The sequence below is a fragment of the Weissella confusa genome, from assembly GCA_041871065.1.
GTDB lineage: Bacteria > Bacillota > Bacilli > Lactobacillales > Lactobacillaceae > Weissella > Weissella confusa_A.
The window spans coordinates 360,737-375,281 of sequence record CP168942.1 but is presented as its reverse complement, the minus strand read 5'-3'; the positions used below and the strand labels follow the sequence as shown (position 1 = coordinate 375,281).

Genomic DNA, 14,545 nt, shown 5'->3' with positions numbered 1-14,545 from the left:
TCACTTCACTTGTTTAGTCCTTGCGCGCCACTCGGTTAACTTCGTTTGTAGAATTGCTGCCAGAGCGAGGTACAACACAGAAAACGCACCGCTGTGAGTAACTAGCTGATCACTCTCGACGTTTAACAAGATTGACGCTATCCAAAACACCACTGTACCAACCGTTGCATGGTGTGCGACCTCACCCTCTTCGGTCACCCACATTTCTTCAGACAGCGTTCGCGCAATCGACAGCACGCCAATCGATACCACTGCTATCAAACCCACAATTAACCAGCCGGCAGCATTCGTATTCACCCAGTCGGTTTGGATAGCCGTCCCGGCAATTATTAAGCCAATCGCTAAAACCAATCCATCTAACTTATAGGTTGTTTCCATTAGACGCGGTTGCCATTGGCGCCAAACTGTATACCCCACATACACAATCGGCAACACCCAATTCAAAATCATTATCATCTCACACCTCTTTTTTCAAAAAACGGCCATCCGATAACACATCAGATGACCGTTTAGATTGGACTATTGTTGTTCTGCAAATTCCGCTTGCAAAGTTGCTTGCTCTTGGCGGTATGCATTAACAAGGCGAGCCGTCGCACCTTGTTCTTGTTGATCAATGACCGCGCCCAACGTGTTCATCGCACGCGTGTAGTCAAAGTCAGTTTCATAGTAGTAACGAGCTTGTTGCGTGGCTTGAACCACATCTGCGTTATCGCGATATGACAACGCCTTACGCACCAAACGCTCCGTTACCGACGCAGCCTCAATCAGCGCATCCGTGTTTTCTTGCAACGTATCCAAGTCAGCCGTCACGATACTTAGTTGACGCAAAACATCATCAACATTAATACGTGACAAGCCAAGTTGTTGCTTCAAACGCCCCAATTCATCATTCACAGCGTAGAAGAAGCTCATGTACGTGTCTGGCAAGCCAGGCAAACCTTGACGCTCAACAGCGCGTTGAATTTGACGCAACTTGTCGGACAACAACGTCACGCGGTTACGTGATTGTTGCACCAATTGTGGTAGCTCCTTCAAGCCTTCCCACATTGAAACTTGTTCCTTTTCGATACGCTCAAGCTCTTCGCGCAAACCATGTTGCGTTTCAAGCAAGTTTGAGAAGACAACTTCGTGTTGTGAAATCGATGCCTTCAAATCTTCCAAACTAACTGAAACATTCGATAGCTGGATTTCCCAACTACGTACTTGACCAACTTCATCCTTTGTAAAGACGAAATCTTGATTCAAGCGATCCAACTCAATGTACAACTCGTGGTTTTGACGCTTGTTGTGAACAACGTAAGCCGTCAATTGCTCATTGTTCTCCCAAACTTCTTGGGCTGAACTGGCTTCCTTTTCAAACGTTTCGTACAACACTTCTGTACGGGCTTCCATTTGCGCAATCGTCTCAGCAACTTGCTTCAACGTTAAGTCAGCCAACAAGTCCAATGCGTTTGTGCGTTGCGTTTCAAGTTCTTCAAGCTCTTCTGGAATATCCGTTTCGAACTTGAATCCTTCAGCAGCCATCTTGTCATACGCTTCATGCAATTCTGCTAATTGTCCTGGCAATGTATCATCCAAAGACTTAAATAGACCTGGAATTTGTTCAATGCGTTGTTCAAGTTGGTTCGTTTCCATCCCCAACGTCTCGTAAATACCAGCGGCCGTTGCATGGTCCCCGGCTTCCGTCAAACGGGCAAACTCAGCGAAATCATCTTCCAATGATCCCAAAATTTCTTCCAACTTATCAATCGCTGGACCGAAGCTGAAGTTTTGTGACAGCAACGTCTTACGTAGGTCTTGATACTTAACTTCAAGTTCCTTAACAGCTGCCTTGTGTGCTTCGTCCAACTTTTCCAAATCAGACAAACCTTGATTAACAACATCAATCGTCATTTCAGCATCACGAATTAATTGTTGCAATTGCTTCAATTCTTGTGCCGTCTTCACGAAGTTCAAACCTTGTGATTCGAATAGAACACTGTTGGCTTGGTTTTCAATTTCATTAAAGCCTTGCGTTTCAAGTGTGCCGTACTTGTTCTCTAACAATTGGAATTGCTTGAGTGATTGACCTGTCAAACTCAATTGACGTCCTTTCACTAAGCGATCACGCATTGGAATTTCAGCTAACTGTTCCTTCTTCTGAAGCAACTTAGCTACCTTGCGTGCAGTCAATCGTTGAGAGACAAAGATAATCAAGTAAATGGCCGCTACGACAACTATCAAGCCAATTACGATATGTCCAATCTGTGTCATACTCTACCTACCTTTGGCGACGCCTAATCGTCACCAAGCTCCTTACTATTCGGGAATTATCTACATATTAGAGTATCACGCCAGCGGTTTTACAACCGCTTTTTTTGCCCTGACTTAGGTTTTACTTGGCGTTCTTTAACCTTTTTTAAACGCGTTTACAGATTATTTGCGGGCAATTATATATCTCATGACATTTTCCACAAAAAAGACATCATTAACCACTGAAAGTTTTCCACATTATCCACAGGATAAAAATGAAGATGTCGTTTGCTTGTGGATAACCTGTGGATAGTTTTGTTGGAAAATGAGAATTCAATGAAAACGATTAGGATAGTTTTCCACAGAGTTTCCACAGTACGTCCACAAACTTATCAACAAGTTATCCACAGATGTTGATTTCAGTGGGGAACAAAAGGTCAGTATTCTTTAAAAGAGTTGATAAAAAATAAAGCACTGACAATCGTCAGTGCTTTGATTTAACGTCTAAAACAGCGCCCCATCTGCGATTTCGCCCAGTGTATCACGCGATGGAATGAAGAATAATTGACCTGATTGGATGGTTGAGAACGTCAACAAGAAGTCTGACATATCTACCATTTGTTGCAACATCGCCTTTGTAACTGACCAATAACGTGAATAACCAATAAAGTACGTCCCCGTTTTGCCAGTTGCTGGATCAGAAAACGGCACGTTCATCCGGACAATTTTCTGTTCTTCGCCATCAACTTCGATTTTCGCGGCAACGTTGTGCGCATTGTGGAACTTTTCCCCGTCATCTAATTCCAAGTCATCAAATTTATGACGACCAACCGCTTTTTCTTGTTCTTCTGTTTTCATCTTGCCCCAGAAGTCCATGTCATGGAGCCACTTTTGAGCAAAGGCGTATGACCCATTAATATACTCTGGGTCCTCCTCCCCTACCAGCGCATAGTCGGCGGCGTCAAATTCAGCCGGCGCTTCAGTGCCATCAATAAAGCCGATGATGGCGCGTCCTTCAAAATAACGGAAGCCCTTCGTCTCATCAAACACCGTGGCAATCGGCTCAAGGAAGACCATGAACTGACGGACAACTTCGTACACAACCGCTTCATCACCTGCGCGGACGTGCAAGAAAATGTCACCCTCTGATGCTGGCATACTATATTCTGGTCCCGTCAATGTTGTGTAGGTTTCTAATTGCTTTGGCACCGCGGCATTTGGAAACAAATAATCCCATGCCGTTCGACTAAAACCAATCGATACCTTCAAATTTGCATCAGCGGCGCGAATCATCATTGAGCGTTCAATCGCTTGTGATCGATCAGCAAACTCAGCAATCGCTTCTTGGTCTGCTGCCAAATTCTCGCGCTTTAATTTCAATACGACGAAAGAAACATTCTTTCCTACGTCTTTCCATACATCTTGTGCCTTAGTTGGTGTTACTGGCATGATACTACCCCCCGAAATCATATCGTTTTGAATTCATTATAGTCCGGTCGCGTGTTGATTACTGTTTCTAACACTTCTATACAAAAAAACACCGCAAAATTGCGGTGTCCGGTTATGTATCCGGGGGATAACCCGGTTTTCCGTGAATAGCTGTTTTCACGGACGGAAAGTTAAGGGGGCACCATGACGCGGTGGGAAACAGGTTAGGCTTGTTAGCGCCATAGTGCCAGCCGCGACTCATGTTCACAGCTTAGAGTTGAATGGGGTTTCAACTCTACTCTCAATCATACAAATTTATTACCCAGCTAAATAAAACTTCCCGATACTTGCACCATCAGATATTCGTCATCATAAAGATGCCCATTTTTCGGACGTCACTTTTCCCAGTAAGGACGTAAGATTTTTTGATAGGCATCCGTAAATTTACTATCTCCGGATAGGATGACAAAATCTGACAAGTGTTCTTGTAATTGACGGCGTGCTGTCGGCACTTCATCAATCAGTTCTTCATACAGTTCGAACAACCGACGCTGACCTCGACCAAACAATGGCACATCCGCCGGATTATTATTGATGACGCGTGATGCCTTAAGCAACGACTTCGCCAGTTCTTTATTGCGCAACAGCATCGCCCGTAAAATCGCCCACTCATAGATATCCAAGACCGCATTGTGTTGAATGTATTGTTGATCCATCTCATTTAAGGCTTTGCGAATCGAACGCGACCACATTTCAACACCTGCTTCAGTATCGACATGAAGCAAGGCATAGCGCATTACTCTGAACTCAGCAACATGCCAACTTTCCATGCTCATTAATTCGTTACCGATTTCTTTGCTCAACTCATTGGCATCATTACTCTGCAACCAATTGTGACGAACGAACAATCCATCCAACGATTTGAATTCAAAGTAAGCCTCTAAATCTTTACGGAGATGAGTTTCTTCGTACAAATTTGCCATCGAGCGTGCCATAGCATCATAGCCCAGCGGATTAACATGTTGCCAATTATATTGATGCCAGGTTGAGTTCGTCACATTAATCACACGGCGACGCATCACGGCATCGATGTCACTCGGCATCAAGTCGACCAGGCGCATCAACGTAATTAGCTCTTCCAACTCCAGATAATGCGTTTCATTATAGGTGCGATACAACTTATACGTTGAGATACCAGCATCGACCGCCATCCCCGGCGTGATATGCTTTTGCTTCATAATGCGACGTAAAACATCACCGAAGTGTTCGAACATTTCTTCTGGTGGCAAGGTTGAAAAACGCGGAAACGGATCGTGCTCATGACGCTTTGTCCAAAAACTAGCGGTCGATACTTGAAATTCATTCCACAACGCCAGTAAGTCAACTGATATCAAACGCGTTTTGACGATCTCGACATGTTGATTCTTCACGGCTAGCAATAAAATTGTCATGCGACTCGTCGTTGTGTATAACAACCCCTCAACCGTTGTTTTGAACAACTGCATCATTTGTTGTAAAATTCGCAGTTCCATGAATTGTGGTTCTGCGTATTGATTCAAGATTGTTTCAATCACAAACATCGAATTGTTATAACTACGGTTTTCCGGTTGCACCAGCAACTTATCGACAGCTGCTAAATGAATCGTCAGCACCGCATCATACATGTCATTCGTTAAATAGTTTTGAAAATTCGACATGCTTCGCGCATAGCACAAATACAATCGTTTAAACTGTCCCGCCGTTAATTCCGGTGCAATAACTGCAAATGCAACAATATCAATCAAGGTAAAGATATCAATCGTTGCCAAACGCTCATAAATTTGTGTGGACGCTTCCTGCATTGATTCACCCTTACGCAACGCAACAACCGCTTGAAACAACATTTTACGGAAGTCCGTATCTTGGTCATCAATGCCTTGTGCTCGTTGGATTAGTTCGTTAATGTCTGCGTTCATTAACCAACGAATCGAAATATCTTGAAAGCGCGACTTGCCTGTTAACATCCCTAGTTCACTGAATGAAATCGTTAACGCGTCCATGATTGACATCATATCAATCATGCTCATATCAATTTCACCTTCTATGAAGGGATAATAACGCGACTTACTGATGCCCAATGCCACAATTTCTGCCAAAGAGACTCGTTTTTCCCGTCTAACTTCATTAATCACCTGACCAATTGTCCTTAACATTGTTAGCCTTACTCCTCTAAAATACTACTCTCTAAAACCTAAAAAAACGGTTTAAAACGCATTCGTTTTAAACCGGCCCACAGGAAGTTGTTAACCCAATATTAGTAATAAAGATTGAGGTTAATGGGCTAACAACCCCACTAATTATAACGACTAAACGTCTTTATAAATGGTTATTCCCGTTAATTAATATAGTCCACTTACTATTTAACCAAACATTGCTAGTCAGTACCATTAAAACGAACTACGCCATCAAAAAAATGGACCCGGTATAAATTACCAAGTCCATTTTAAGTAAGTTATTATTCAGCAGAGAAACGACGCTTAATCATTGCCAATACGTTTAATCCCATTCCCGTTGGCAGGAACCGTGTTGGATAAAAGATAAACGCCACTAGCTTCAACTTCTTTGAGAGCCACTCACCAAACAAGCTTACTGCCATCGCAACCACAAAGACAAGTACTAAGTCGATCAACAAATTGTTGCCTAGCACCTTCATCACAACAATACGGGCAATTGATACAACCGGTGGGTGAATCAAATAAATGATAAGCGAAATCTTACCAAAGTAACGCACCACATTTGAAACTTTATCCGTCATTTCACCAAGCCACATAAAAATCGCGAAGAAGACCGGAATCGTCAAAAGCTTCATCGCAAAGTTAGCCGGTGTAATGAAGTTCGTGTCGTAAAACCAAGTTGACGCCCCTTGCAAAATCCACAAAGCGACAATCAGTCCCAATGACACACTACCCAACACAGCCATCTGGCCACGCTGCAACTTTGAACGTAGTAAGTAACCAACTAAGAACGTTGCGCCCCAAAGTACCGTTTGGTTAATCGCATATAACGTTGGCAAGTATCCCAAAATTGCCAATGCAAACAGGACCGCATAGACGGCGACCAGCACGCCTTTACGCTTAATGACCAAAGTCAACGCACCGAAGAGCACCAAGATAAAGAAGTAGACGTACAAGTACCATAAATACCCTACTGGATTGATGCCGATGTACAACAAATCACTAATTGCGTATCGATCATGCACTGTAGATGATGATAGATTTTGCAGGATGACATAGACAACCGAAAAGACAACATACGGTACGCCCAGCATCACCAACTTCTTTCCCAACCCCGTTATGTATTGACGCCAGTCAGTCGAAGGTTTGAACAAGTACCCCGAAATGGCAAAAAACACCGGCATAACAAACATAAACAGGACACGTTGCGACATCTCCAGCCCCATAGCAGCTGCTGGAAATTGCCCTGTTTTATAGAGCGAACCAATCGTGTGAACGAGGACAACGCTTAAAATTAGGATTCCCTTTCCGTAATCAAGCCAGCCAACACGCTTCTTTTTCGCGACAGATTTTTCCATATTTTTTTAACTCCCAAGTTTTGGATAAAATTAATTGTACCATCTGGCGCAATTCAAATTGTTTCCTTTTTTTGAACCTTGAGAATTCCACAAAAAAAGCACGAAACATAGGCGTTTCGTGCTTCTTTGTTGTACAACAAGTACGAATAATAAAATTATCCCAACTTGTTGTAGTATTCAACGATAAGGTTTTCGTTGTAATCGTGGTCCAATTCTGAACGCTCTGGCAAGCGAACCAATGAACCCTTCATCTCGTCCTTGTTGAACTCAACGAATGGCAACGTTCCAGCCGTAGCTTCCAATGAAGCTTGGATGTAAACGTTCTTTTGTGACTTCTCACGAACTGAGATCTCTTGACCTACAGTAACTTCGTATGAAGGAATGTCAACACGCTTACCATCAACCAAGATGTGGCCGTGGTTAACCAATTGACGTGCTTGTTGACGCGTTGAAGCCAAGCCCAAACGGTAAACAATGTTGTCCAAACGACGCTCCAACAATACGATGAAGTTTTCACCGTGCGTACCCTTACGGATCTTACCAGCCTTGTTAAACAAGTTGTGGAATTGGCGCTCAGTCAAACCGTACGTGAAACGTACCTTTTGCTTTTCAGCCAATTGCATACCGTAATCAGAAATCTTTGCGCGGCGGCCGGCACCGTGATCTCCAGGGGCGTAGTTACGACGAGCAATTTCCTTACCAGTACCTGACAAAGAAACACCCAAACGACGTGAAACACGGAACTTAGGTCCAGTATAACGTGACATATTAAATGTCCTCCAGAATTTATTTTTGTTGAATTCTAGAGAATTGCCTCACATTCGTGCAATTCACCCAAACTTTCACCGCTGCAGCGCGGGTACTAGTGTGTTCTCCGCCATAATTGAAACGGGTCGGTGAATTGTTGACGAGCTTGCGGACAATCCGCTGCAGTTTTCAACACTTCAATTAGTTTAACAAAAAGGAAGAACAACTACAAGCGTTCTTCCTAACTTTATCTCTTTAGTTTTGCTTTGAAAGCGCATCAACGATGACACGGCCCAAAACGCCAACGATGAAAATACCAGCCAGCATCGCACCAGCAATTTGCAATGGCATCGTACCAAACTTAGCAGGTCCACCGTTCAAGCTCAAAATAATGATTGAAATTGCCCAACCAGTCAACCAAGCTGCCGTATCAACCCAGTTACGAATGCCTGGCATACCAGAAATCAAAACGGCTAATGCACCTAGGACGAACAAGGTCACAAATAGCGTTGTCTTAGGCCAGCCTGTCAATCCTGGGAACGTCACGGCCATCATTCCCCAAGGAATTCCAAGCCACATACCAAATAGCTCACGCCACTTGTTCTTAGGATCGTTACCTGACGCCACAAAGAACCCACCTGTAATCAAGGCAGCAGCTCCAACCGTCACACCAACAAACGGTGCTGCAACCGCCCAAAGGGATGGAATGGTCGCCACAAACAATGCCAAAGCAATTGTTGGATTTAACTTATGCATTTCTCTATCTCCTACGCAAACAATGAATAATAATTACTAACGGTAAGTAATTATACACGCTTTCAGAGATTGTGCACAAAAAACGTTTTTAGCTAAAAAACGCCTACATGTAGGCGTTTTGCTTGTGATTATTTTTCCAAAAAGAATTCGAAACGAGACCCAACATATTGGGTACGAACGTACTCGAATGGGCGATCGTTTGTGTCAAACGTAATTTGTCGCATGACCAAGACCGGATCGCCTCGTTTAATGCCTAAATATTCAGAAATGCGTTCCGTAACAGCCGCAGCCGTCACCGTTTGTTGCGCACGGCCAATCTTTAGACCACGTTCTTCAGAAAGTGTTCGATACAGTGAGTTTGTGAGGCTTTCACGCGCCAATCCGTCAACCAAGGTTGCTGGAATTGAGGCAACTTCAAACGCAATCGGTTCATCATTACCGTAACGAACACGCTCCATGCGAAGCACCTGGCCATCTTCACCTAGTTGTAGCTGCTCTTGTTCAGAGTTTGATGCCTTGCCGATATGGAAGGAAATCGTACGTGATGTTGCAACTTTACCAGCTGCTGCCATCATTTCAGTGAATGACGTAACGCCGTTCAACTGTTCTTGCACCTTGCGTTCAGCAACATACGTTCCTGACCCAACTCGCCGTTCCAAAACACCTTCGTCTACTAGCATCATCACTGCTTGACGCAACGTCATGCGTGAGACGCCAAATTGTTCAGCCAACTCACGTTCAGCCGGAATCTTGTCACCTGGTACCCAACGGCCAGCTTCAATAGCTTCACTGATTTCATCGTGAATTTGAATATATACGGGTGCGCCCATATTAGTCCTCCGCAGTCGGAGCGTCAGCCTTTGAGAAGTGACGACCCAAACTATAAGTTGCTTCCAAAGATGTCAAATCTGCGCTAAATACGTTCAAATCCGCATCCTTGCCAATCGTCAACGTTCCCTTGCTCGTCAAACCAAACTCAACCGCTTGGTTAACTGACGCCATTTGAATTGCTTCTTCAATTGATGCACCCGTAAAGGCCATCACATTGCGGAAAGCATCATCGAACTCAAGCACTGATCCAGCCAAAGTGCCATCTTCAAGACGGGCTTGCTTATCCTTCACCCAAACCTTTTGACCACCTAGCTCTGATTCACCATCCCCAAGTCCCTTGGCACGCATTGAATCCGTAATCAAATCAATACGGTTAGCCGTCTTCAACTTGTAGGCCATGTTAACCATGTCAGGGTAAACGTGGAAGCCATCCACAATCAATTCCGTGCGGATGTTATCTTCCAACATGGCGTGTCCCGTCACACCAGGTTCGCGGTGTGACATTGGACGTTGTGCGTTATACAAGTGTGTGATGTGGCTTGCCTTTGAATTGTGTTGCAAGAAATCACGGGTGGCGTTTGAGTGACCGATTGAGCCGATAATGTTGTTATCAGCCAGGTAATCCTCAAAAGCACGCACGTCTTCAGCTTGCTCTGGGGCGTACGTAATCAAACGTACGCGGTTACCTGACAATTCGTTCCACTTCTTGACCAATTCAATGCTTGGCGCAATGATGTGTTCCTCTGGTTGCGCCCCCTTAAAGTGCGGGTTGATAAATGGGCCTTCCAAGTGCACACCAACGATTGCTGGTTCTTGCTTGGCAGCTTCATTTACGGCTTCCATTGACTTTGAGATGTTGTCCACAGCTTGCGTCATCGTCGTTGGAAAGACTGACGTAATTCCTTCTGAAATTTGGCCGTGAACCATCTTAATGATATCTTCTGTGACACCGTCCATCGTATCAAAGCCGTACGCACCGTGTGTGTGTACGTCGATGAAACCAGGAACAATCACCTTACGATCCGCACGTACGACATTGTCAGCTGATGTCACAACCAATTCACTCATTGGTCCCATCGCTTCGATTTGCTTGTCGAAACGGATGTAAGCATCCTTAATTACTGGCACTTCTTGCTCGCCGGTATAGATAGTTGCGTGTGTCAAAACTGTACTCATGATGAACTCCCCTTGTTTATAGAAAAACTAAATTGGTACAGGCGGTTAACCACCGTCTCTATCATGTTCTAATCGCTTACAAGTTTACACGGTCTAGCTTGTTTTTAAAAGTCAAAACCTAAACTCTTCCTATTTGAGTCTTTGCCGATTGCACAAAAAAACGCCACATGCCCTTAAATTGGCATATGACGTTATTAGAAAGCAAATGTGCGACTTTCGTCAGACTCGCTTACTTCTTAATTTTTGAAATCTTTGCAACATCGCTGAACAAGCGTTCGTCTTCTTCAGCTAACACATCATCTGCTTCGTCGCGCTTGTTATTACGCAAGAACTTGTACATCAACGCAGCGATAATCGCAATAATCACTGACAACAATGTCTCCGTGACGTGTGAACGCTCAAGCGTATCGAATTGCTTATCATCACTTGCATGTAGCATCTTAAGCGCTTGAGGGGTCGTGTTTTGAACAGTGGCATTAGCCTTAACGCTAATCCTATCTGCATTTGATCCATTTGCAGGAGCAGATACGTTGCCCGCACCGTTTGTAGCTACGCCAGTGGCTTGTCCATTACTTGTAGCGACACCATTCGACATGTTTGCTGACGCACTTGCGTTATTAGTTGACACATTAGTCATAGCATTAGATGTCAAATTAACAACATTTCCCAAAACAGTGCTTGATGAAGCAACCGTTGATGCAGGTACGTTCACCAATGAATCTGAAGAATTAGCTACTGTCGTAACATCAACATCATCTGAATCAACTGATGACGTAGCAACTGATGTCTCGCCCACATTTGCAGGGGCGACAGTCACAGCTGATGATGACGCGTTTGTATTGTCGTAATAATCTGAGTCTGAAACAGATACGCCATCGTCTACCGCAGTTGATGTCTTCGCTGTGTTGTCGTAGTAACCTGAGTCAGTTACTGACAATGCTGAATCTACTGATGATGATTGCGCAACATAAACTGGCTCGTCAACAGCTGATGACGTCACGGCCGTATTGTCATAGTAATCTGAACCCGTCACTGATACAGGATCTGCATCGACTGCTGATGACGTTACAGCTGTATTGTCATAATAGTCTGATCCAGATACTGAAACCGCATCGTCGACTGCACTTGATGTCTTCGCTGTGTTGTCATAGTAACCTGAGTCAGTTACTGACAACGCTGAGTCTACTGCTGATGATTGCGCAACATAAACTGGCTCGTCAACTGCTGATGATGTTACGGCTGTATTATCATAATAATCCGAACCGGATACTGATACAGCATCGTCTACCGCACTTGATGTCTTTGCTGTGTTGTCGTAGTAACCTGAATCGGTTACTGACAACGCTGAATCTACTGCTGATGATTGTTCAACGTACACTGGCTCGTCAACTGCTGATGACGTTACGGCTGTATTGTCATAGTAATCTGAATCCGTCACTGAAACAGGATCTGCATCTACCGCTGATGATTCTGCTACGTAAATTGGTTCGTCCACGGCGGATGACGTTGCCGCTGTATTGTCATAATAGTCTGAGCCGGATACTGATACGCCATCATCTACCGCAGTTGATGTCTTTGCTGTATTGTCGTAGTAACCTGAATCTGTTACTGACAACGCTGAATCTACTGCCGATGACTCTGCGACGTACACTGGTTCATCAACTGCTGATGACGTTACAGCTGTATTATCGTAATAGTCCGATCCGGATACTGAAACCGCATCGTCGACTGCACTTGATGTCTTCGCTGTGTTGTCGTAGTAACCTGAGTCAGTTACTGACAACGCTGAATCTACTGCTGATGACTCTGCAACATAAACTGGCTCGTCGACTGCTGATGACGTTACAGCTGTATTGTCATAATAGTCTGATCCAGATACTGATACGCCATCATCTACCGCAGTTGATGTCTTCGCTGTGTTGTCGTAGTAACCTGAATCTGTTACTGACAATGCTGAATCTACCGCTGATGATTCCGCTACGTAAACCGGTTCGTCGACTGCCTCTGATGTTGCAGGATTGTCTGGCGTTGCAGGCTTGTCTGCTTCACCAACGGTCGTCTTCCCGGTTTCATTCAAGTAGCCGTTAACGATTTCCAACAAATAGTGCTTCATCCATGGAAAACCATCATCTGCCAAAGCTGAGTAGCCAGGCAAATAATCGGTGTGAATGTCAGCGAACACTTCACCATTCTTTACCTTGTCATACCAAGCTGCATTGTGCTCACGAATGTAAGCAACTTCAATTGCAAGGGCATAGTCTTCTACACGATCAACTTGGAATTGAACCTGTTGGTCAGCAAAAGGCATCCCGTCACTGTAAGAACCATTTGCTTGTGTGTAATGACCAGACTTAATTGTCTGAATCATGTTAGTTGCCTTAGTGATGGCCCCCGCCAAATCACCTTGCCACACAGCGCTAGTTCCCGTCATGTCTTGTACGTGACGGTAGTTATCGATAACATTTTGTAACTTATCAATTTGCGTTGCTTCCGCTTGAGACAACGAACGCTTAGTCGTCGCAGCAATTGCATCCTTAACGTGCGTCAATTGCAAATTAGTCGTCGCAATTGGTGCGACTACCATCAAACTAACAGCACCTAAGGCAAGCCCACGCGTTACCCAACGCTTACCATCCTTATACATCTTAAAGTGAACGTTTTGTTCACCACGATTTTGCATCTTTCCAAACACAACCAATCGCCCCTTTTCCCCACGAGCATAATTTCTGTTCGCTTAATCTATATGACCCACTTACTAAAAGTATATATAGTAATATAACGCAGAATTCCCGCTTTTTCACATATTTAAGGAAAAAAGAACCCATTCCTGGGAGCTATAGCTCCTAAGAATGGGTTCTTTCCGGTATTTAGTTCGGTTTTAGCGCTTACTTCAAGAATCCAGGCGCTAGATATGCTGGATTAGGGTACTTATAGAACCCTTCTCCTGATTCAACACCAATATGTCCTGCATCAATCATCGCCTTCACCTTTTTAGCAATTTCTTGGTGTGATGGCTCTGGGTTCATGATATTAATAGCGTAAACAGTATTCAACCCAACTGTGTCCATGATAGCAAACGGTCCGGCTGGGGCTCCCGTGGCAATCATCCATGTCTTGTCGATTGTCTCTGGATCCGCAATTTCCTTTGCCCAAAGTTGTGAACCGGCATCAAGCAACGGCACAAGCAATGAGTTCAAGACATAACCAGGTTGCTCCTTCTTAACCATGATTGGCACCATACCAATCTCACGTGAGTATTCCTCAAATGTCGCTGGTAATTCAGGCGCAGTGCCTGGGTGTGGCATGATTTCGGCCGTGTTATTCTTCCAAATTTCGTTAGCAAAGTGGTAGGCCAAGAACTTTTCTGGTCGACCAGTTGCTTCAGCAAAGGCTGATGGCAACAACGTTGAAGAGTTCGTGGCCACGACCGTTTGTGGTTCGGCCAACTTCGCAAACTTTTCGTAGAACTCAGTCTTTGTAGCAGGCGCTTCTGGCAACGCTTCGATCACCAAATCAGCGCCAGCAAGTGCCTCGCCCAAATCCGTGACGTACGTCAAATGCTCACGGGCAGCCGCAATTTGTTCATCAGTCGCATGCAAATCGCGACGGACACCCTCTTCCCAACGCGCAACACGTGCTTGTGCCTTTTCCAATGATGATTCAGAACGTCCCCAAACCGTGACGTCCTTCCCATGGAATGCGGATACATAGGCAATTTGTGACCCTAGCGTTCCACCACCAACGATTGTTACTTTTTGATATGACATTTGATAATCCCCCATCATTTTTGATTAATTACATCAT

The 14,545-nt window shown here is 44.4% G+C and carries 11 protein-coding genes; all 11 read right to left on the bottom strand.

The features are described 5' to 3' along the window. Positions 1–456 carry a hypothetical protein gene (locus ACAW68_01555; protein XGA16289.1) on the bottom strand — a complete coding sequence of 152 codons (456 nt, stop codon included), beginning with the start codon at positions 454–456 and terminating at the stop codon, positions 1–3. A 63-nt stretch (positions 457–519) separates the two neighbouring features. Then, positions 520–2,253, bottom strand: coding sequence for a septation ring formation regulator EzrA (locus ACAW68_01550; protein ID XGA16288.1), 1,734 nt, complete (start codon positions 2,251–2,253; stop codon positions 520–522). 483 nt (positions 2,254–2,736) lie between these two features. Beyond that, complete coding sequence (locus ACAW68_01545) at positions 2,737–3,681, bottom strand: Dyp-type peroxidase (GenBank protein ID XGA16287.1); 945 nt, start codon at positions 3,679–3,681, stop codon at positions 2,737–2,739. A gap of 374 nt (positions 3,682–4,055) precedes the next feature. After that, positions 4,056–5,726: a helix-turn-helix domain-containing protein gene (locus ACAW68_01540; protein XGA16286.1), complete on the bottom strand. Its 1,671-nt coding sequence runs from the start codon at positions 5,724–5,726 to the stop codon at positions 4,056–4,058. Positions 5,727–6,154: 428 nt separating this feature from the next. Further along, positions 6,155–7,231 carry an acyltransferase family protein gene (locus tag ACAW68_01535; protein ID XGA16285.1) on the bottom strand — a complete coding sequence of 359 codons (1,077 nt, stop codon included), beginning with the start codon at positions 7,229–7,231 and terminating at the stop codon, positions 6,155–6,157. A 155-nt stretch (positions 7,232–7,386) separates the two neighbouring features. Continuing rightward, positions 7,387–7,998: a 30S ribosomal protein S4 gene (rpsD, locus tag ACAW68_01530; protein ID XGA16284.1), complete on the bottom strand. Its 612-nt coding sequence runs from the start codon at positions 7,996–7,998 to the stop codon at positions 7,387–7,389. A 235-nt stretch (positions 7,999–8,233) separates the two neighbouring features. Beyond that, positions 8,234–8,734, bottom strand: coding sequence for a DUF1097 domain-containing protein (locus tag ACAW68_01525; protein ID XGA16283.1), 501 nt, complete (start codon positions 8,732–8,734; stop codon positions 8,234–8,236). A gap of 128 nt (positions 8,735–8,862) precedes the next feature. Beyond that, a complete protein-coding gene (locus ACAW68_01520; protein XGA16282.1) occupies positions 8,863–9,564 on the bottom strand; it encodes a GntR family transcriptional regulator in 702 nt (233 codons plus the stop codon). A gap of 1 nt (position 9,565) precedes the next feature. Then, entirely contained in the window at positions 9,566–10,741 is a 1,176-nt protein-coding gene (gene nagA, locus ACAW68_01515; GenBank protein XGA16281.1) for an N-acetylglucosamine-6-phosphate deacetylase, read from the bottom strand. Between the two features lie 229 nt (positions 10,742–10,970). After that, the gene (locus ACAW68_01510) at positions 10,971–13,433 is read right to left on the bottom strand and encodes a KxYKxGKxW signal peptide domain-containing protein (protein XGA16280.1); all 2,463 of its coding nucleotides are present in this window, start codon (positions 13,431–13,433) and stop codon (positions 10,971–10,973) included. Between the two features lie 193 nt (positions 13,434–13,626). Continuing rightward, positions 13,627–14,508 (bottom strand): 3-hydroxyacyl-CoA dehydrogenase, encoded by an 882-nt coding sequence (locus ACAW68_01505; protein XGA16279.1) that lies wholly within the window; start codon positions 14,506–14,508, stop codon positions 13,627–13,629. Positions 14,509–14,545: the final 37 nt, after the last annotated feature.